The following is an 18,145-nucleotide window of genomic DNA, read 5'->3' as shown; positions in this document are numbered from 1 at the left end:
CGGCGGCGGGCGGCAGGGGCCGCCCGCCGGGCCGGCGCTTACTTGGGCGCCTTCCAGGCGTTCCAGAAGTACGGCCACGGCACCGCCCGCGTGCCCTGCAGCGCGGGTGAGCGCGCGGCCTGCGCATTGAAGTCGCCGACCTTGATGAACGGCACCTCGTCATACACGGCCTGCTGCACGTCGGCCCAGCGCTTGACGCGCTCTTCCTGCGAACCGGCCTGGTTGAAGGCGTCCAGCACCTGGTTGCGGCGCGGCGTGTCCCACCAGCCCGGCGCGTCCTTGGACGGGAAGTCGATCAGCGCCGGCTCGGGCAGGAAGGGGCTGTGGGTAATGAAGATGTCCCACACGGCCGGATCCTGGCGGCGCTGCGTCAGCGTGGCCCAATCCACGACCTGCATGTCCACCGTGAAGCCCGCGGCCTTCAGGTACTCGGCGGCGACCAGCGCCATCTTGTAGTGGAACTCGTACTGCTGGCTGGTCAGGATGCGGATCTTGCGGTCCTGCACGTTGGCGCCGTCCACCAGTTTCTTGGCGGCCGCGGCGTCGCCCTTGTTGTAGACCTTGCCGCCCAGCGACGTGGCCCACGGATAGCCTTCCGGATACAGGTCGCCATTGAGCTTGTAGAAGTTCTTGTCGCCAAAGGCCGCGAACAGCATGTCCTCTTCGTTCAGGGCAAGCTGCACCGCCTGGCGCACGGCCTGGTTCGACATGATGCCCTGCTTGGTGTTGAGCACCAGGCGGGGCCAGCCGAAGGGCTTGAGCATCACGGGGTCCGAGCGGCCGTTCTTGAGCTTGGCCAGGGACTCCACGGGCAGCGAGTCGACGTAATCGAACTGGCCGGCCACGGCGCTTTCCACGCGGGTGTTGGCATTGCTGACCGGCACGAAGCGGATCTCGTCCAGGTATTGCTTGCGCGCGCCGCCGTAGCCGTCGGGTTCGCCTTCGCGCTGCTTGTAGCCGTCAAAGCGCACCAACTGCACGTACTGGTCGGGCACGCGGGCCTTGAGCTGATAGGGGCCGGTGCCGATGAATTCGGTCAGGGCCGGCGCGATCTTGCCCTTGGGCATGACCACCGCGGCGCTGTTGTTCATGGCCAGCAGCGCGGTCAGCGGCGCATAGGGCTGCTTGAGCGTGATGCGGATCGTGTTCGCGTCCGGGGCTTCGATGTTCGCGATGATCTTGGCGGCCATCTTGCCGCGCGTGGCGGTCTCGGTCCAGCGCTTGAGCGACGCCAGCACGTCCGACGAATCCATCTTCGAGCCGTCATGGAACGTGATGCCCTGGCGCAGCGGGATCGTGTAGACCAGCCCGTCGGCGCTGACTTCCGGCATCTTGTCGGCCAGCAGCGGCGTCAGGTTCCACTTGGCGTCAAAGGTGTACAGCGTTTCGAAGAAGTGCTGGGTCAGGATGCCCACCAGGTCCGCGGTGCTGGTCATCGGATCCAGCGTGGGCGGCTCGCCGATGGTGGCGACGGAGATCGTGCCTCCCTTGACCGGCGTGGCACAGAGGGCGGGGGTCGACAAAGCGGTCAAGCCAATTGCGCCGGCCGCGAGCAGGCTTTTCAGCCCGCCGCCTCGCCGGGAGGGTCGGAAGTTCATGATTCTCTCTCCAGAGGGTCAGAAACAGGTTGTCTCGTGGTATCGGTTGAGCGCCGGGTGCCCTGATGCTGCGGGTCCCCTTGGGGCCAGGCGCGGTGCCGCGGGCAGGGGGACTAGAAAAAGGTTTCGGCCACGCCGGTGACGCCGTATTGCTCGTCCACCAGCAGGACCTGACGCCACTTGTCGAACGTCAGGCAGGGATGGGAGATGTCGAAGGCGATCATGTCGCCCACCTGGATGTCGTCGGACTCGCCGATCTGCATGAAGGCGTGCTGGTCCATCATGGCGGACAGCTTCCAGTGGCCGGGCGCGGCGCCCGGCTGCGGCTGGCCGGGCCGGTACACGAGCGCGGGCGTGGGCAGGCCCGCGTCGAAGGCGGCGTCGCGCTTGCCCAGGGCGATGATGGCGCGTCCCGGTTCGGGCAGGGACTGCACGTAGGCCCAGACCTGCAGGGCGGGCTGCAAGCCGGGCTCCATCTTGCGCGCCACCGGGTTTTGCGCGTTGATGCGTTCGGCCGCCGTGCGGTAGATGCCCACGTCGTGCGACAGGTAGCAACCCGGACGCAGCACCACTTCCAGCGGTCCGCCGATGTCCAGTTGCGAGAATTCCTCGGCCACGACGTCAAACCACGCCGAGCCCGCGCCGGAGATCAGGGCCGGGCCGTGCTTGCGCAGCCGGCCGGCCGCGGCCAGCCCGCGCAGCGCGTCGGTGGCGCGGCGCAGGAACGCGCGGATGGCGCCTTCTTCCTGCAGCACACCCTCGTAGACTTCAATGCCGGCCAGCGCCAGGCCGGGCCAGCGAGCGATCTCGTCGGCCACCGCCTGCAGCTGCGCCTCGTCGCGCACGCCGGTGCGCCCGCCCGCCGGGCCCAGTTCGATCAGGACCGGCAGCACCAGCCCCTGTTCGCCAAAAAAGCGGCCAAGCTGCGCGGCATTGGCGGCCGAATCCACGATGCAGAAGAACGTGAAGGCCGGGTCCTGCAGGAGGCGGGCGATGATGGCCATGTTGGCGCGGCCCACCAGCTGGTTGGCCATCAGCACCCGGCGCACGCCGTGCTGATAGGCCGCCAGGACCTGCGGCGCGGTCGCCAGGGTGATGCCCCACGCGCCGTTGTCGATCTGGCGCTTGAAGAGGGCCGGGCTCATCGTCGTCTTGCCGTGGGGTGCCAGCCTGACGTGATAGGCCTCCATGAACTGCTGCATCCACTGCAGGTTATGGCGCATGCGGGCTTCGTACAGCACGGCCACGGGCAGGCTCACGTCCTCGGCCAGCAGATTCCAGTTCAGCGCCGCCACGTCGGCGGTGGTACAGGACTCGGGGAACGCGCCCAGGCCTTTGCCGTTCACATCCAGAAGCGCTGCGGGGGAGGAGGAATTGGTCATGGCGGTCGCCCGATTTGGAAATTATTTACGTGTCTCGTGATTTTTTTAATTATCGTGAAAGAAATTTTCAAGCGGGAGCTAGGAGTTTCCCGTAGCCGGCGCCGCGCCGACGATGGGAAAATAGGTCCATGCCGCGCGCCGCCCAGGCGCGCCCGTGCCCCAACCAAGGAAAAGCCATGCTGAAAGTCGCCCTGGGCCAGTTCGCCGTCAGCCGCGTCTGGGAAGAGAATGCGCAGGTCTGCGTCGACCTGATGGAACGCGCGCGCGCCGGCGGAGCCGGCTTGCTGGTCCTGCCCGAAGGCATCCTGGCCCGCGACATCACCGATCCGCAGATCGTGCTGAAGGCGGCGCAGCCGCTGGATGGCCCGTTCATCACCCGCCTCGTGGAGGCCAGCCGCGGCTCGGACCTGGCGACCATGATGTGCGTCCACGTCCCGGCGGGCGACGGGCGGGTGTGGAACACGCTGGTCACGATCCGCGACGGCCAGATCCTTTCGCAGTACCGCAAGCTGCATCTGTACGATGCCTTCACCATGAAGGAATCCACCAACGTCACCCCCGGCGCCGAGATTCCGCCGCTGCTGGACATCGCCGGCCTGCGCGTGGGTCTCATGACCTGCTATGACGTGCGCTTTCCCGAACTGGCCCGCCGGCTGGCGCTGGATGGCGCGGACCTGCTGGTGCTGCCCGCCGCCTGGGTGCGCGGCCCGCTCAAGGAAATGCACTGGGAGGTGCTGGTCACGGCGCGTGCGCTGGAGAACACCTGCTACGTGGCGGCCACCGGCGAATGCGGCGAACGCAACATCGGCTGCAGCATGGTGGTGGACCCCCTGGGCGTGGTCACGGCCCGGGCCGGCGAAGCGCCCGCGCTGGTGTTTGCCGACATCGACCCCGAGCGGCTGGCCCATGCCCGCAAGGTGTTGCCCGTGCTGGCCAACCGGCGGTTCGCGCCGCCGGAACTGGCTTAGGGCCGGCCGAGTCCGTCATTCCGTGGGGGAAGGCTGGAACGGTGCGCGATGCGCGGCGTCGGCCCCGGGGCCGCACGGCAGGGGCGCCGGCGCGCGGCATGGTGTAATGCGGACTTGAAATCCTTGCTGTTTCCCTTCATCTGCTGCCAATGAGCAACGATCTCTTCGCGGCCGATCCTGCGCATCGGCCCTACGTGCCCCTGGCCGAACGCCTGCGTCCGCGCACCCTGTCCGACGTCGTCGGCCAATCGCACCTGCTGGGCGCCGACAAGCCCCTGCGCGTCGCCTTCGAGTCCGGCCGTCCGCACTCCATGATCTTCTGGGGGCCGCCCGGCGTGGGCAAGACCACGCTCGCGCGCCTGATGGCCGACGGCTTCGATGCGCAGTTCATCGCCATTTCGGCCGTGCTGGGCGGCGTCAAGGACATCCGCGACGCCGTGACTGTGGCGCAGGTGGCGCAAGGGCAGGGCCGCCGCACGATCCTCTTCGTCGACGAGGTCCATCGTTTCAACAAGGCCCAGCAGGATGCCTTCCTGCCCTATGTGGAAAGCGGCCTGTTCACGTTCATCGGCGCCACCACCGAGAATCCGTCGTTCGAGGTCAACTCCGCGTTGTTGTCGCGGGCGCGCGTCTATGTCCTGCAATCGCTGACCGCCGAGGAACTGCAGCAGCTCGTCGACCGCGCCGTGCAGGCGCTCAACGAAGGGCTGGAGGCCGGCGAGGCCATCCGCATCGAGCCCGACGCCCGCGAACAGCTTGCCGCCTGGGCCGACGGCGATGCGCGCCGCCTGATCAGCGCGGTGGAAGTCGTGGCCGAATCGGCGCAGGCCGCGGGCCGCGATACCGTTGACGCCGCCTGGCTGGAGATCTCGCTGTCGCAGAACCTGCGGCGCTTCGACAAGGGCGGCGACGCCTTCTACGACCAGATCAGCGCGCTGCACAAATCGGTGCGCGGCTCCAACCCCGATGCCGCGCTCTACTGGTTCTGCCGCATGATCGACGGCGGCGCCGATCCCAAATACCTGTCGCGCCGCCTGGTGCGGATGGCGGTCGAAGACATCGGCCTGGCCGACCCGCGCGCCACCGACCTGGCGGTCAACGGCGCCGACATCTACGAACGTCTCGGGTCGCCCGAAGGCGAGCTCGCGCTGGCGCAGGCGGTGGTCTACATGGCGTGCGCGGCCAAATCCAACGCCGTCTACAACGCCTACAACCAGGCCCGCAAATTCGCCGCGGAACACGGCAGCGCGCCGGTGCCCATCCACCTGCGCAACGCGCCGACCAAATTGATGAAGCAACTGGGCCACGGCAAGGCCTATCGCTACGCGCACGACGAGCCCCACGGCTACGCCGCGGGCGAGCAATATTTCCCGGATGGACTCAAGCCTTCCTTCTATCGGCCGACCGATCGCGGCCTGGAGGCTAAAATCCAGCAGAAGCTGGCATTCCTGCGCGAGCTGGACGCGCAGGAACGTGCCAAGAACCGGTGACGGGCAAACCCCGTCGCCTCTCGCAACCTCACCGACCTCACCATGCTAGACCCGATACTGCTGCGCAAAGACCTGCAAACCGTCGTGGACCGCCTCAAGACCCGCGGCGTCGCCTTCGACACGGAACGGTTCAACGACCTGGAGTCTCGCCGCAAGGCCGTCCAGACCGAGACCGAATCCCTGCAAGCCCGCCGCAATGCGCTGGCCAAGCAGATCGGCCAATTGAAGGCCAAGGGCGAGGACGCCAGCGCCGTCATGGCGGAATCCCAGGCCGTGCCCGAGCGCCTGAAGCAGCTCGAAGAAGAGCTGGCCGCCCTGCAGCAGCCCCTCAATGACCTGCTCATGTCGGTGCCGAACCTGCCGCACGCCAGCGTGCCGCTGGGCGAGTCTGCCGACGACAACGTCGAGGTCCGCCGCTGGCTGCCCGCCGAGGCCGGTCCCGACGGCAATCCGCCCGCGCTGGGCTTCGAGCCGCGCGATCACGTCGCGCTGGGCGAACCGCTGGGCCTGGATTTCGACATGGCCGCCAAGTTGTCGGGCGCGCGCTTCTCGTTCATGCGCGGCCCCATCGCCCGCCTGCACCGCGCGCTGGCCCAGTTCATGCTGGACCTGCAGACCGGCACGCACGGCTATACCGAGTGCTACACCCCGTATATCGTCAACGCGTCGACGCTGTTCGGCACGGGCCAGCTCCCCAAGTTCAATGACGACATGTTCGCGGTCTCCAAGGGCGGCGGCGATGACGATCCCAAGGTCGACGACCAGGGCAAGCCGTATGTGCGCGAAGACCAATACCTGATCTCCACGTCCGAAATCACGCTGACCAGTGTGGCCAGCGGCGCCATCCAGGCTGCCGCCGACCTGCCGCTCAAACTGACGGCCCACACCCCGTGCTTCCGCTCCGAAGCCGGCAGCGGCGGCCGCGACACGCGCGGCATGATCCGCCAGCATCAGTTCGACAAGGTCGAAATGGTGCAGATCACGCAGCCGGACCAGTCGTACGAGGCCCTCGAGGAAATGGTCGGCCACGCCGAGCGCGTGCTGCAACTGCTGAACCTGCCCTACCGCGTCGTGCTGCTATGCACGGGCGACATGGGGTTCGGCTCGGCCAAGACCTACGACCTGGAAGTGTGGCTGCCGGCCCAGAACACGTGGCGCGAAATCTCGTCGGTCTCCAATTGCGAAACCTTCCAGGCCCGCCGCATGCAGGCCCGTTTCCGCAACGCGCAAGGCAAGCCGGAATACGTGCACACGTTGAACGGTTCGGGATTGGCCGTGGGCCGCGCGCTGGTCGCCGTGCTGGAAAACCACCAGCAGGCCGACGGCAGCGTGCTGATTCCCGAAGCGCTGCAGCCTTATATGGGCGGTCTGACGGTGCTCAAGCCCTGATAACCGCGCCGTGTCCATCGGCCATATGGCCGATAAAAAGACGGAGCCTTCGGGCTCCGTTTTTTTTTATCATTGCGACATAATCCTGTCGCTTTGGAACGCTATTCTGCTCGCGTGAGTGCTTGATTTTTGATGTGAGCAATTGTGTATTTGCCATAAAAGGGCCGGATAGTTACGGCACAATACACCGGCGTTCTACACGCTTCATTCACTTATATAACAAGGAGTTGTCCATGACTTCAAGAATGATTGGAGATTTTCGTGTGAGATGCTCTGTGGCCAAGGAAGACGAGCAAGGCTACCGCGTGCAAATATGGACGCGCCGTATCGGCGGAACCGCACCGGAAAAATGCTGGACCGTGCCGGGACAGGCGCCGTTCGCAGACTTGCACGAAGCAGAACAGGAAAGCCGTCACTTGTTCCAGGGTATCAATGGTGTGCGTTTCAACGGTGAACCGGAGTTTGCTCATGCGTCCGCATAATGGCTGGTGGCGGGCGTCGAGTGCGCCCCGTCGATGGATCGATCTCGTTCAGGAATCACCGCGCTGGGCCGATGACAAGGCCAAGCAGGTGCCGCAGCAACCGGCTCCGCTGGCCGTTAAACCCGTCCAGGCTCCCGCAGCCTGACAGGTCAAGCGCAGGGGCACCGGACATTGCCCCCACGAAAATAAGGCCACTCATCGAGTGGCCTTTTTTTGTTCCCGCGGGATTGCGCGGGTTCAGTCGTCGCGTCCGTGTCCATGACCGCGGCCGCGGTAATGGCCATGACCATGCTTGGGCCCGTGATAATGCCCGCGATCATAATAGCGGCCGCCGCGGTAATACACCGGCGCCGGATAAACCACGGGCGGCGCCACGTAGACAGGCGCGGGCCGGTAATAGACGGGCGGCGGCGGCACGTAGACCGGCTGCGGCGCGACATAGACGGGCGCCGGGTAGACGACGCCCGGGATGCCGATGGAGATGCCGACGTCCACGCGCGCCATGGCGACGCTGGAGATCAGCAAACCCGCGGCACCCACACTTGCGATAAGCCATTTTTTCATCTTGCACCTGCCTACTGCCTGACGCAGCAAAGTTGAGTATTCGTTGACGCTATTTTCGGCGGTTTGCGCCAGCTATTCGTAAGCAACGCGGGCGCAATGGCGACAATCCGCAACCGCACCCCATTTCAGATGCAAGCAGTTGCTGCACTGCGGCAGCGGGCGCCCGCTCTGGCGGATCCGGTATTGAAGTCGATTGAAATAGCCTGGAATGTGCTGAAGCGGGGCGCCCGGGTTACATGTCGTCACTATGTGCGGACCGTCACGGGTAACGCATGTTGCGGCCGTGCCCCGGCGGTTCACGCGTCCGCGGATTCGTAGGGCACGGATTGGCGATATTCGACCACCCATACCCACGGATTCGCGGCCCAGGCGTGGGCTCCGTAGCGCTCACACCACATCAGGGCAAACGCGGTCTGCAGCGGCACGCCGGGCAATAGCGCCGAACTCTGATAGAGGGCGTGCGTGCCTTCGGCACGCGCGTCGGCTTCGGTCAGGTGCTGCAGGCGCTGGATGCGCACGCCCACCACGACGGCGGTGGCAAATGGGGTGCCCGCTTCGTCGGTCAGGATGATGGTTTCCCCGGATTTTCCGTAGGGGCAGCGCACCCAGCTGGAGGTCTTGCGCAATTCGGAAGGATTATCGGGCGAGGGGCCCATGGCCACCCACCTGCCCGAATCCGCGGCGTCCGCATACCAGACCGTGGTGAACTTGGACGGCTGCGGCTTCAGGATGCGCCGGCTCTGCACCTTTGCGCCATCCAGGACGGCCTTTTTAAGCGGTTCGCTAAACTGAAGTGACTGCCGTTTCATGTGCTAGCTGTTTCCCTCGCGATCAACGCTTGCGCGCCTCTTGCTGTTGTGGCCGGGGCCGGCACCTGCCATCTGCCAGAGGTTTATTCAAGCTCTGCAGAAGGAGTATGACGTGTCACGACCTGACTGTCAGGATGCGGCCTCGGGAGTGTTGTCTTTTTGAAAACGGCGAGGCGTTATTTGTATACTCGACGCATGACTACTGACCTGCACGATCTCAAGCCCGGTTACTACTGGTACACCATGGCCAATGACCCGTTGGCCGTCATCCATATTCATGAGGATGGCGGCGCCACGCTCATGGGCACCGACTATCGCATCGGCGCCGAAGGCGTGGCCGACATGGTCCGGCAAGGCGAACGCTTCTTCTGGATCGAGCCGCCCCAAGTCTGATGGCGGATCTGCTCCTGACGAACGTCCGCACGCCGCAAGGCGAGGCCGTCGACGTTCTGGTGCGCGGCGGCCGCATCCTGCAAGTGGGCCCGGGACTCGAAGCCGACCCCGCCGTCGCGCGGGAAGACGGCGGCGGCGCATTGCTGCTGCCGGCTTTCATCGAAGGGCACACCCACCTGGACAAGACGACCTGGGGCTCGGCCTGGTACGTCAACAAGGTCGGACCGTCGCTCACCGACCGCATCGACAACGAGCGCAAGTGGCGTGCCGACACCGGCCACGATGCCGCGAGCCATTCGCGCGCCCTGGCCCTGGCCTTCCTGCGCGCGGGCGCCACCCGCATCCGCACCCACGTCGACATCGACACCGAGGCCGGCCTGAAACACCTGGACGGCGTGCATGCCACGCGCCAGGAACTGGCTGGCCGCGTAGAGATCCAGACCGTGGCCTTTCCGCAGTCCGGCCTGTTGGCGCGCCCGGGCACCGCGGAGTTGCTGGACAGGGCTCTCGCGGAAGGGGCCGATGTGCTCGGCGGGCTGGACCCGTGCGCCATCGACCGCGATCCCGTGAAATCCCTGGACGTCCTCTTCGGGCTGGCCGACAGGCACGGCAAGCCCCTGGACATCCATCTGCACGAGCCCGGCGAACTGGGCGCCTTTACCCTTGAATTGATTCTGGATCGCATCCAGGCGCTGGACATGAAGGGCAAGGTCGTCATCAGCCATGCCTTTTGCCTGGGCGGGGTCGACGCCCGGCGGCTGGATGGCCTGCTGCGCCGGCTTGCGCTGCTGGATGTGGCGTTGCTGACCACCGCGCCGGCGTCCCGGCCGGTGCCGGCGGTGCGCGCCTGCCGCGAGGCGGGAGTGACGATTTTCGGCGGCAATGACGGCATCCGGGATACCTGGACGCCGTACGGCAGTCCCGACATGCTGGAGCGCGCGGCCTTGATCGGCCTGCGCAACGACCTGCGCCGCGACGATGAAATCGAATGGGCGTTCGATTGCGTGACCGGCGCCGCCGCCCGCGCCTGCGGGTTTGCGGACTATGGCCTGGCGCCCGGCGCGCGCGCCGACTTCGTGCTGGTCGATGCCGGCTACATCGCGCAGGCCGTGGTGCAGCGCCCGCCCCGGCGCCTTGTGGTGTCAGGCGGCAAGGTCGTGGCGCGCAACGGCGAAGACGCCATCGCCTAGCGGTTCCGCGTCCCGCCCGCTCATCCCAGGCCGAGCTGCGACTCGGCCAATTCCACGAACGCCCGCATCAATTCCGACCGCACTCCCGACCGGAGCCAGATGGCGCCCACCGTGCGCACCGGGCAGGGCGCGGGCAGCGGCCAGCGCTTTACGTGCGCCGGCGGCGTGGCGGTGCTGGCCCAGTCGGGCAGCAACGCCACGCCCAGCCCCTCGGACACCAGCTTGGCAATGGACTCGATGCCGTCCAGTTCAAACCGGACCCGGGGCCGCAGGCTGCGCGCGCGCAGGTAGTCATCGGCCATCTTGCCGCCCACCACGCTGCGGTCATAGCAGATGTAGGGTTCGCGCGCGATGACGGCCAGCGGATCATCCACCCTCATGTCAGCCGGTGTGACCAGCACCAGCGGTTCGTGCCGCAGATCGCGCCAGGCGCAGGTCTTGGGAATGGCAAACAGCGGATGCACCAGCAGCGCGCCGTCCAGTTCGCCCGACAGCACCTTGCTGTAGAGCAGCGTGGTGGGCGCGGGCTCGATATAGATTTCGATGCCCGGGTGCCGCGCCGCCCAGGTGCGCAGCACGGGCGGCATGATGCCGGTCAGCGCGGTGGGCGTGGCGCCTAGCCGCAACGGGCCGGCCGGCAGGTCGGTCTCCGAAGCGGCAGACCGCAGGTCGCGCACGTCGCGCAGGATGGCCCGCGCGCGTTCCAGGATGCGCACGCCGGCCGGCGTGGGCTTGACCGTGCGCCCCGAGCGCGCGATCAGCGCGCTGCCCACGTCCGCCTCCAGCGCGCGCAGCCGCTGCTGCACGGTGGCTGGCGTCAAACCCTGGTGCCTGGCGGCCTGGGCGATGGAACCCAGCTCCACCACGTGCACATACGTTTGCAGAAAGCGCGAGTCCACGGCGGGCTGTCTCCTTGAAAGATGTTTTTTCCATATTCTAAAGATGCATGAAGATAATTGTTGTTTTCTTTGGCGGCGGGAAGAATACGTCCAGGCGATCAGGCAGCGCACGGCGCGCCGGTCGGCCCTGTCGACTTCACTGCTACCAAGGAGCCCCCCGTGCCCATCATTGAATCCATAGACGTATGCGCCGCGGCGGTGCCTCTGGATAAGGTCACCTCGTTTTCCAACCGCACCGTGTCCACGCGCCACTACGGCCTGGTCAAGGTGCGCTCGACCGACGGCGTCGAGGGCATTGGCTTTTGCTACGTCGGCAGCGCCGGCGGCGCCATCTTCGAGGCGGCCGTCCAGAGCCTGCTGGGCCCGGTGCTGCTCGGCAAGGACTCGCACGCGGTCGAAGGACTGTGGCAGGCCATGTACCAGGAGGCGTTGCTGCAGGGCCGCCAGGGCACGGTGATGCGCGCGCTGAGCGCGCTGGACATCGCGCTGTGGGATCTGAATGCCAAGACGGCGGGCTTGCCGCTGCACAAATTCCTGGGCGCGGTCGAGCTTGAATCCGTGCCGGCCTATGCCAGCGGCGGCTATTACCTCGATGGCAAGACCCCGCAGCACCTGGGCGAGGAAATGGCCAGCTATGTGGAAAAGGGCTTTGGCGCCGTCAAGATGAAAACCGGCCGCCTCACGCCGCGCGAAGAAGAAGCGCGCCTGAAGGCCGCGCGCGAGGCCGTGGGGCCGGACGTCGAACTGATGATGGACTGCAATAACGCCTGGCAGGACGTGACGCAGGCCATGCAATACATCCGCCGCTTCGAACAGTACGAACCGTATTTCATCGAAGAGCCCTTCGGTCCCGACGATATCGACAGCCACGCCAAGCTGGCGCGACTGACGCACCTGCCCATCGCCACCGCCGAGATCGGCTACGGCCGCTGGTATCACAAGGAGCTGCTGGACAAGGGCGCCGCCGGCATCCTGCAGACGGACGCCGCGGTCTGCGGCGGCATCACCGAATGGAAGCGCATCGCCGCCACCGCGGCCAGCTACGGCGTGGTGGTGTGCCCGCACTGGTTCCACGACGTGCACGCGCCTCTGGTCGCGGCCACGCCCAACGCGCGCTATGTCGAATTCTTCTGGGACGACCAGGTGCTGAACTTCCGCAAGCTGGTCGACCGCCAACTGTCCCACAAGCAGGGCCGCGTGATCCTGCACCAGGAACCGGGCCTGGGCTTCGGCTTTGATGAGCGCATGGTCGACCGCTACGGCAAGTGGACGCGCGTCGCCCGCTGACCGGGAAGCAAGGCACGCGCATCGCGCGTGCCCGCAGGTGTCGTGCAGCAGTCCCGCATCCAGGCCGCGACAGACGGCCGGATGCATCTGAAGGAGGCAGTGTCCACATAACCCGATGCCGGCCCTTGGACCGGCGCGCGAGGAGACAACAATGCAACGTAGGCAATTCATGACCGGCGCCGCGGCGCTGGGGGCGGCGCTCGTGCTGCCGGCGGCGGCGCGGGCGCAGGACATGCCGTCCGGGCCGGTGAAGATCGTGGTTGGCTTTCCCGCGGGCGGGGGCACCGATGTGCTGGCTCGGCTGCTGGGCCAGAAGCTGGGGGTGTTGTGGAACCTGCCCGTCATCGTGGAAAACCGCGCGGGCGCGGCCGGCGTCATCGCGGCCGAGCAGGTCGCCCGCCAGCCCAACGACGGCAATACCTTGCTGATGGCGCACGTGAATAGCCACGGCATCGCGCCGGGGCTGCAGCCCAATCTGGGGTATTCGGTGGACAGGGACTTCACGCCGATCGCCCTGGTCGGCAAGACGCCCACCATCCTGATCGGGGGCGCTGGCCAGCCGGCAAAGACCCTGCCCGAACTCGTCCAGCTTTGCCGCGCGCAGCCGGGCAAGATCGTGTTCGGTTCCGCGGGCAGCGGATCGGCGCAGCACCTTGCGCTGGAAATCTTCAAGGCGCGCGCGGGCATCGACGTGCTGCACGTGCCGTACAAGGGATCGGCGCCGCTGATGAACGACCTGCTGGGCGGGCATGTGCAGTACTGCTTCGAGGGCATGACGACCGCCACGCCGCTGATCCAGTCGGGCAAGGTCGTCGCCCTGGCGCAGACGCTGCAGCAGCGCTCCAAGAGCCACCCCAACGTGCCGACGGTGGCCGAGCAGGGCTATCCGGGTTTCGAGGCCAGCATCTGGTTCGGCATGGTGGGTCCTGGCGGAATGCCCCCCGGCATGGTCCAGCGCATGAGCCGCGACATCGACCAGGTCCTGGCGATGGCCGACGTGCAGCAGAAGCTGGCGCAGGTGGGCGCGGAAGACGGCGGCGGGGGCGCGCAGCGCTTTGCCGACTTCATGAAGAGCGAGCAGAAGAAGTACGCAAAGACGATCCAGGACGCGAAGATCGTCGCGCAGGGGTGATGCTGTTCCGGTGTCTGACACCCGACCAAGACGGTCTTCAAATGTCAGGCGCGCGCCGCGGGTGTCAGACACCGGGAAAGGCAGACACCGTGACAGCCGGCCTCCCTCAGCGCGCCTCCCTCAGCGCGCCTCCGGGTCCACCCAGCCCGCCGTGGCCGAGATCGAACGGGCCTTCTCGCTGAGCAGCCGGGCGGTGTCGGACTCCAGGTCGTCATCCACGGCGCCCACCGGCCCCATCAGCGTGATGGCCGCCTTCATTTCGCCGAGCATGTCGAAGATGGGCGCTGACAGCGACGTGAAGTGAGGCAGCAGCGCGTGGCGGCAACGGCTGATGTGGTGCTTGCGCACTTCGTCGCGGATGGCCTGCACGTCCGCCATTGTGTAGGCGTTGCCCGCCGTGCCGCCGTGGCTCTCCGGCACCGACGAGGCCATTTCCTGTTCCAGCAGTTCACGGGTCAGCGCATCCGGCAGGTGCGCGAGGAAGTTGCGGCCCAGCGCCGACGACAGCAGGGGCATCACCGTGCCCACGCGCAACTCCAGCAAGGGCCGGCTGCGGCTGCCTTCGACGCGATAGACGATGGTCGGCCCCTTGTTGCCCCACACCCCCAGGAACACGGTATGCCCGGTGGCCGCGGCCACCTCGGCCATGATGGGCCGGGCCGTCGTGAACACGTCGAACTGTTCCAGGGCCGCCAGCCCCAGCCGCAAGGCATAGGGCCCCAGGCCATAGTGGCCGGTGTCGGCATGCTGCTGCACCACGCCCACCTTCTGGAAGCTCACGAGGTAATAGTGGACGTTGGGGACCGTCAGTTCACAGGCGTCGGCGATTTCCTTCAGGGGCAGCGGGCGGCCGGCCTTGCGGATCACGTCCAGGATCCGGAACCCCACCTCGATCGATTGGATGCCCCTGCGCGCCGTGGCCGGCGCCTGTTCCGAATTTTTCTCAGCCTTGCCGGCGGGCCTTGCCATTGCTGCCTCCACTGTGTTTGTGGCGGCAGTGTAGCAGCGGCTTTTGCCGGCTTTGCCGCGCCGCGCCGGGTTTCCCCTAGCTTTTACCAGTCCCGCTATAAGTTTGATAATAGTTAATGCATACAGCAGTATCAATCTAAAACGACAGGGGAAAGCAAGCATGGAAGCAAATGTCGCACTGCCCAGGCTCGACGCCGGGCCTACGCTGAGCCGCAAGGAAGAACGCCAGGTCGTGGTCGCCTCGACCCTGGGCACGCTGTTCGAGTGGTATGACTTTTTCATCTACGGAACGCTGGCCGTCTTCATGAGCCAGGTTCTCTTCCCGCAGGACAACCCGACGGTCGCGCTGCTGGCCGCCCTGGGCGCGCTGGCGGTGGGCTTCATCATCCGGCCGCTGGGCGCGGTGATGTTCGGCTACCTGGGCGACAAGCTGGGACGTAAATACACGTTCCTCATCACGGTCGTGATGATGGGCGGGGCCACGGTGCTGATCGGATGCCTGCCCACCTACCAGTCGGCGGGCCACCTGTCGTGGATCCTGCTGCTGACGCTGCGCGTGGTGCAGGGCCTGGCCGTGGGCGGCGAATACGGCGGCGCCGTGATCTACGTCGCCGAGCACTGCGAGCCCAGGCGCCGGGGGCTGCTGACCGGCTGGATCCAGATCACCTCGTCGGCCGGCCTGATCCTGTCGCTGGTGGTGATCCTGTGCGTGCAGGCGTCGATGAGCGCCGAGGACTTCCGCCAGTGGGGATGGCGCCTGCCGTTCATCCTGTCCATCGTCATGCTGGCCATTTCGATCTACGTGCGCGCCAAGCTGCACGAGTCGCCGGTCTTCACGCGCATGAAGCAGCAGAACCGCCTGTCCAAGAACCCGGTCAAGGAAACGTTCGGCCAATGGCCCAGCCTGCGCCTCGTGCTGCTGGCGCTGATCGGCGTCACCGCCGGGCAGGGCGCGACCTACTTCACCGGCCAGTTCTACGTCATGATCTTCCTGCAGCAGGCCGCGCAGCTTGACCAGACCACTGTCTACACGCTGATCCTGATCGGCTTCATCATCGGCGCGCCGACCTTCGTGCTGTTCGGCTGGCTGTCCGACAAGATCGGCCGCAAGTGGATCATGATGGCGGGTCTGTTCATCGGCGCCGTGGGCTACCACGCCATGTTCGACGTCCTGCTCAGCGCCGGCAACCCGGCGCTGGCGCAGGCCATGCAGACAACGCCCGTCCGTGTCCATGCCGATACCGGCGGCGGCGCGTGCGACTTCGGGCTGCAGGCGGCCATGATCGGCAGCCACGCCGACCACAAGAAGGTCTGCGTGCAGGCCAAGAAATTCCTGGTCGGCAAGGGCATCAACTTCGAATACGCCGCGCCGATTCCGGGGCAGGAGATCGCGATGAGCGTGGGCGGCGTCACGGTCAACGGCTTTGACCGGGCCGGCTACGCCAAGGCGCTGGCCGCGGCGGGCTACCCCGACAAGGCGGACCCCGCGCGCATCGACCGCGCCACCATCATCCTGATCCTGGTGCTCATGACCGCCGTCGTCGCCATGGTGTATGGACCGGTCGCGTCCTATCTGGTCGAATTGTTCCCCGCGCGCATCCGCTACACCGCGCTGTCGTTTCCGTATCACATCGGCGCCGGCATATTTGGCGGTATCGTCCCCTTTACGGCCACGTACCTGGCGCAGGCCAGCGGCAATATCTTCGGCGGCCTGATGTATCCGGTGACGGTGATGGTGATCGTGGGCATCATCGGCAGCCTGCTGCTGCCCAACACGCGCGCCCAGGCCATCGACGAAGACCCGGCCCATTAACGAAAAAAGCAGAATTCCGAGACAAGCGAGCAGACACATGTCCGAGCAAAAAACCTTCAAGGCCGCCGTCATCCAGGCGGCGTCCATTCCCACCGACAGCGTGGCCTGCGCCCGCAAGGCGGCTTCGCTGATCCGCCAGGCGGCCGAGCAGGGCGCCCGCGTGCAGGTGTTCCCGGAGGCCTTCCTGGGCGGCTATCCCAAGGGCAATTCCTTCGGCGCGCCCATCGGCATGCGCAAGCCCGAGGGCCGCGACGCGTTCGCCAGCTACCACCAGCAGGCCATCCGGCTGGACGGCGAAGAGGTCGCGCTGGTGGCGCAGGCCGCGGCCGACACCGGCAGCGTCGTCGTCATGGGCTGCATCGAGGCCGACGGCGGCACGCTGTATTGCACCGTGCTGTACTTCAACGGCCAGGAAGGCCTGGCCGGCAAGCACCGCAAGCTGATGCCCACCGCCGGCGAACGCCTGATCTGGGGCTTTGGCGACGGCTCGACCATGCCCGTCATCGACACGCCCTACGGCAAGATCGGCGCCGTCATCTGCTGGGAAAACTACATGCCCATGCTGCGCATGTACATGTACAGCCAGGGGGTGGCGCTGTACTGCGCGCCCACGGCCGACGATCGCGACACCTGGCTGCCCAGCATGCGCCACATCGCGCTGGAAGGCCGCTGCTACGTGCTCACGGCCTGCCAGCACCTGCGCCGCAGCGCCTACCCCGAGGACTTCGAATGCGCGCTGGGCGACGCGCCGGACACGGTGCTGATGCGCGGCGGCAGCGCCATCATCGGCCCGCTGGGCGAGGTGCTGGCCGGCCCGGACTTCTCGGACGAGACCATCCTGTACGCCGACATCGACCCCCACCAGATCCTGCGCGGCAAATACGATTTCGACGTCTCCGGGCACTACGCCCGCCCCGACGTCTTCCAGCTGCAGGTCGACACCCGCGAAAAGCGCGCGGTGTCGGCGGTCGGCGCCGCCGCGCCGCAGCAGGAGGCCTGATCGATGCATTTTGATTTCAGCGCCTTGCCGGCGCAGACGGTCTACAACATCCTTACCTCGACCGTCACGCCGCGTCCGATTGCCTGGGTCACCACGCTGTCGGACAAAGGCGTCGTCAACGCGGCGCCGTTCAGCTTCTTCAACGTGATGGGGCACCAGCCGCCCACCGTCGCCATCGGCCTGATGCGCCATCCCGACGGAGATTTCAAGGACACCGGCGCCAACATCATCGAGAACGGCGAATTCGTGGTGAACCTCGTGCCCGAGTCGCTGGTGCGCGAAATGAACCAGACCTGCGCCGACTATCCGGCCGACGTCGACGAATTGGCGGCGGCGGGCCTGACGGCGCTGCCGGCCACGCATGTGCGCCCGCCCCGCATCCAGGGCAGTCCCGTGTCGCTGGAGTGTGTCAGCCAGGCAACGGTCGTGACCGGTCCGCGGCAGATTGTCGTCATCGGACGGGTGCTGGGCGCGCACGTGGACGACGCTTGCGTGCGCGACGCCGAACGTGGCCACGTGGACACGCCGGCGCTGGGTTTGATCGCCCGCATGCACGGCGGTGGCTGGTATGCGCGCAGCACGGACACGTTCCAGCTCGCGCGGCCGACCTTGCCGACGTAGGCGGTTGGCGGCCTGCGGGCCGACATTTTCTGCCGCCGGCAGCGGCTTTTTTACAACGTTGCCGGCGTGCCGGGCGCAATGCGTAGAGCTTGCGTCAATAAGGTCCCCACTTCGCCAGATGTCCCCTAAATCCGGGCTGCTAGCATCCGTTGGACCGTC

General features: G+C 66.5%; 17 protein-coding genes. 11 read left to right on the top strand and 6 right to left on the bottom strand.

The genetic code is table 11. From position 1 onward, the window contains the following. Positions 1–38: 38 nt before the first annotated feature. Together ACZ50Q_RS23125 and ACZ50Q_RS23120 are read right to left on the bottom strand one after the other, a co-directional pair. Positions 39–1,598, bottom strand: coding sequence for an ABC transporter substrate-binding protein (locus ACZ50Q_RS23125; RefSeq protein ID WP_076519124.1), 1,560 nt, complete (start codon positions 1,596–1,598; stop codon positions 39–41). A gap of 113 nt (positions 1,599–1,711) precedes the next feature. Further along, on the bottom strand, positions 1,712–2,980 hold the full coding sequence (locus ACZ50Q_RS23120) for an amino acid deaminase (RefSeq protein ID WP_464079664.1): 1,269 nt from the start codon (positions 2,978–2,980) through the stop codon (positions 1,712–1,714). A 176-nt stretch (positions 2,981–3,156) separates the two neighbouring features. Here ACZ50Q_RS23120 and ACZ50Q_RS23115 point away from each other — a divergent pair, with 176 nt between their 5' ends. The 4 genes from ACZ50Q_RS23115 to ACZ50Q_RS23100 all read left to right on the top strand — a co-directional run bounded on the left by ACZ50Q_RS23115 (position 3,157) and on the right by ACZ50Q_RS23100 (position 7,309). Then, the gene (locus ACZ50Q_RS23115) at positions 3,157–3,948 is read left to right on the top strand and encodes a deaminated glutathione amidase (protein ID WP_092582392.1); all 792 of its coding nucleotides are present in this window, start codon (positions 3,157–3,159) and stop codon (positions 3,946–3,948) included. Positions 3,949–4,097: 149 nt separating this feature from the next. Continuing rightward, positions 4,098–5,438 carry a replication-associated recombination protein A gene (locus ACZ50Q_RS23110; protein ID WP_464079663.1) on the top strand — a complete coding sequence of 447 codons (1,341 nt, stop codon included), beginning with the start codon at positions 4,098–4,100 and terminating at the stop codon, positions 5,436–5,438. Between the two features lie 42 nt (positions 5,439–5,480). Beyond that, on the top strand, positions 5,481–6,827 hold the full coding sequence (gene serS / locus ACZ50Q_RS23105) for a serine--tRNA ligase (RefSeq protein ID WP_464079662.1): 1,347 nt from the start codon (positions 5,481–5,483) through the stop codon (positions 6,825–6,827). 233 nt (positions 6,828–7,060) lie between these two features. Beyond that, the gene (locus ACZ50Q_RS23100; protein WP_083714258.1) at positions 7,061–7,309 is read left to right on the top strand and encodes a hypothetical protein; all 249 of its coding nucleotides are present in this window, start codon (positions 7,061–7,063) and stop codon (positions 7,307–7,309) included. Between the two features lie 237 nt (positions 7,310–7,546). Here ACZ50Q_RS23100 and ACZ50Q_RS23095 read toward each other — a convergent pair whose 3' ends face one another. Both ACZ50Q_RS23095 and ACZ50Q_RS23090 read right to left on the bottom strand, forming a co-directional pair. After that, the gene (locus tag ACZ50Q_RS23095) at positions 7,547–7,873 is read right to left on the bottom strand and encodes a virulence factor (protein WP_076519129.1); all 327 of its coding nucleotides are present in this window, start codon (positions 7,871–7,873) and stop codon (positions 7,547–7,549) included. Positions 7,874–8,169: 296 nt separating this feature from the next. Next, positions 8,170–8,682, bottom strand: a complete 513-nt coding sequence (locus tag ACZ50Q_RS23090; RefSeq protein WP_076519130.1) for an ASCH domain-containing protein — start codon at positions 8,680–8,682, stop codon at positions 8,170–8,172. A gap of 195 nt (positions 8,683–8,877) precedes the next feature. Here ACZ50Q_RS23090 and ACZ50Q_RS23085 point away from each other — a divergent pair, with 195 nt between their 5' ends. Both ACZ50Q_RS23085 and ACZ50Q_RS23080 read left to right on the top strand, forming a co-directional pair. Further along, on the top strand, positions 8,878–9,075 hold the full coding sequence (locus ACZ50Q_RS23085) for a hypothetical protein (RefSeq protein ID WP_076519131.1): 198 nt from the start codon (positions 8,878–8,880) through the stop codon (positions 9,073–9,075). Next, positions 9,075–10,265, top strand: a complete 1,191-nt coding sequence (locus ACZ50Q_RS23080; RefSeq protein ID WP_464079661.1) for an amidohydrolase family protein — start codon at positions 9,075–9,077, stop codon at positions 10,263–10,265. Before ACZ50Q_RS23085 ends, ACZ50Q_RS23080 begins: the two co-directional genes overlap by 1 nt. A 20-nt stretch (positions 10,266–10,285) precedes the next feature. On the opposite strand, the gene ACZ50Q_RS23075 is transcribed toward ACZ50Q_RS23080, so the two are convergent. Further along, positions 10,286–11,164, bottom strand: a complete 879-nt coding sequence (locus ACZ50Q_RS23075; protein WP_464079660.1) for a LysR family transcriptional regulator — start codon at positions 11,162–11,164, stop codon at positions 10,286–10,288. A gap of 159 nt (positions 11,165–11,323) precedes the next feature. Between ACZ50Q_RS23075 and ACZ50Q_RS23070 the strand changes: the two genes are divergently transcribed. Further along, positions 11,324–12,451: a mandelate racemase/muconate lactonizing enzyme family protein gene (locus ACZ50Q_RS23070; protein WP_076519134.1), complete on the top strand. Its 1,128-nt coding sequence runs from the start codon at positions 11,324–11,326 to the stop codon at positions 12,449–12,451. Between the two features lie 151 nt (positions 12,452–12,602). Beyond that, the gene (locus tag ACZ50Q_RS23065) at positions 12,603–13,583 is read left to right on the top strand and encodes a Bug family tripartite tricarboxylate transporter substrate binding protein (RefSeq protein WP_464079659.1); all 981 of its coding nucleotides are present in this window, start codon (positions 12,603–12,605) and stop codon (positions 13,581–13,583) included. Between the two features lie 120 nt (positions 13,584–13,703). Here the strand turns inward: ACZ50Q_RS23065 and ACZ50Q_RS23060 are convergent, their stop codons facing one another. Continuing rightward, positions 13,704–14,552, bottom strand: coding sequence for an IclR family transcriptional regulator (locus ACZ50Q_RS23060; protein ID WP_076519136.1), 849 nt, complete (start codon positions 14,550–14,552; stop codon positions 13,704–13,706). Positions 14,553–14,712: 160 nt separating this feature from the next. Here ACZ50Q_RS23060 and ACZ50Q_RS23055 point away from each other — a divergent pair, with 160 nt between their 5' ends. Genes ACZ50Q_RS23055 through ACZ50Q_RS23045 form a run of 3 tightly spaced genes read left to right on the top strand, consistent with a single transcriptional unit; the run spans position 14,713 to position 17,986 of the window. Continuing rightward, positions 14,713–16,365, top strand: coding sequence for an MFS transporter (locus ACZ50Q_RS23055; RefSeq protein ID WP_464079658.1), 1,653 nt, complete (start codon positions 14,713–14,715; stop codon positions 16,363–16,365). 37 nt (positions 16,366–16,402) lie between these two features. Continuing rightward, positions 16,403–17,365, top strand: a complete 963-nt coding sequence (locus ACZ50Q_RS23050; protein WP_092582399.1) for a carbon-nitrogen hydrolase family protein — start codon at positions 16,403–16,405, stop codon at positions 17,363–17,365. Positions 17,366–17,368: 3 nt separating this feature from the next. Next, entirely contained in the window at positions 17,369–17,986 is a 618-nt protein-coding gene (locus ACZ50Q_RS23045; protein ID WP_464079657.1) for a flavin reductase family protein, read from the top strand. The last annotated feature ends 159 nt before the right edge of the window (positions 17,987–18,145 follow it).

The organism is Achromobacter sp. T5-5 (assembly GCF_055397965.1).
This window is presented reverse-complemented; position numbering and strand designations above follow the sequence as displayed.

Bases quoted from the DNA above. Each gene is read 5' to 3' on its own strand.
- ACZ50Q_RS23060 (WP_076519136.1), bottom strand. From the start codon at position 14,552: ATGGCAAGGCCCGCCGGCAAGGCTGAGAAAAATTCGGAACAGGCGCCG.
- serS (WP_464079662.1), top strand. From the start codon at position 5,481: ATGCTAGACCCGATACTGCTGCGCAAAGACCTGCAAACCGTCGTGGAC.
- ACZ50Q_RS23090 (WP_076519130.1), bottom strand. From the start codon at position 8,682: ATGAAACGGCAGTCACTTCAGTTTAGCGAACCGCTTAAAAAGGCCGTC.
- ACZ50Q_RS23045 (WP_464079657.1), top strand. From the start codon at position 17,369: ATGCATTTTGATTTCAGCGCCTTGCCGGCGCAGACGGTCTACAACATC.
- ACZ50Q_RS23080 (WP_464079661.1), top strand. From the start codon at position 9,075: ATGGCGGATCTGCTCCTGACGAACGTCCGCACGCCGCAAGGCGAGGCC.
- ACZ50Q_RS23055 (WP_464079658.1), top strand. From the start codon at position 14,713: ATGGAAGCAAATGTCGCACTGCCCAGGCTCGACGCCGGGCCTACGCTG.
- ACZ50Q_RS23120 (WP_464079664.1), bottom strand. From the start codon at position 2,980: ATGACCAATTCCTCCTCCCCCGCAGCGCTTCTGGATGTGAACGGCAAA.
- ACZ50Q_RS23100 (WP_083714258.1), top strand. From the start codon at position 7,061: ATGACTTCAAGAATGATTGGAGATTTTCGTGTGAGATGCTCTGTGGCC.
- ACZ50Q_RS23065 (WP_464079659.1), top strand. From the start codon at position 12,603: ATGCAACGTAGGCAATTCATGACCGGCGCCGCGGCGCTGGGGGCGGCG.
- ACZ50Q_RS23095 (WP_076519129.1), bottom strand. From the start codon at position 7,873: ATGAAAAAATGGCTTATCGCAAGTGTGGGTGCCGCGGGTTTGCTGATC.
- ACZ50Q_RS23050 (WP_092582399.1), top strand. From the start codon at position 16,403: ATGTCCGAGCAAAAAACCTTCAAGGCCGCCGTCATCCAGGCGGCGTCC.
- ACZ50Q_RS23085 (WP_076519131.1), top strand. From the start codon at position 8,878: ATGACTACTGACCTGCACGATCTCAAGCCCGGTTACTACTGGTACACC.
- ACZ50Q_RS23110 (WP_464079663.1), top strand. From the start codon at position 4,098: ATGAGCAACGATCTCTTCGCGGCCGATCCTGCGCATCGGCCCTACGTG.
- ACZ50Q_RS23125 (WP_076519124.1), bottom strand. From the start codon at position 1,598: ATGAACTTCCGACCCTCCCGGCGAGGCGGCGGGCTGAAAAGCCTGCTC.
- ACZ50Q_RS23115 (WP_092582392.1), top strand. From the start codon at position 3,157: ATGCTGAAAGTCGCCCTGGGCCAGTTCGCCGTCAGCCGCGTCTGGGAA.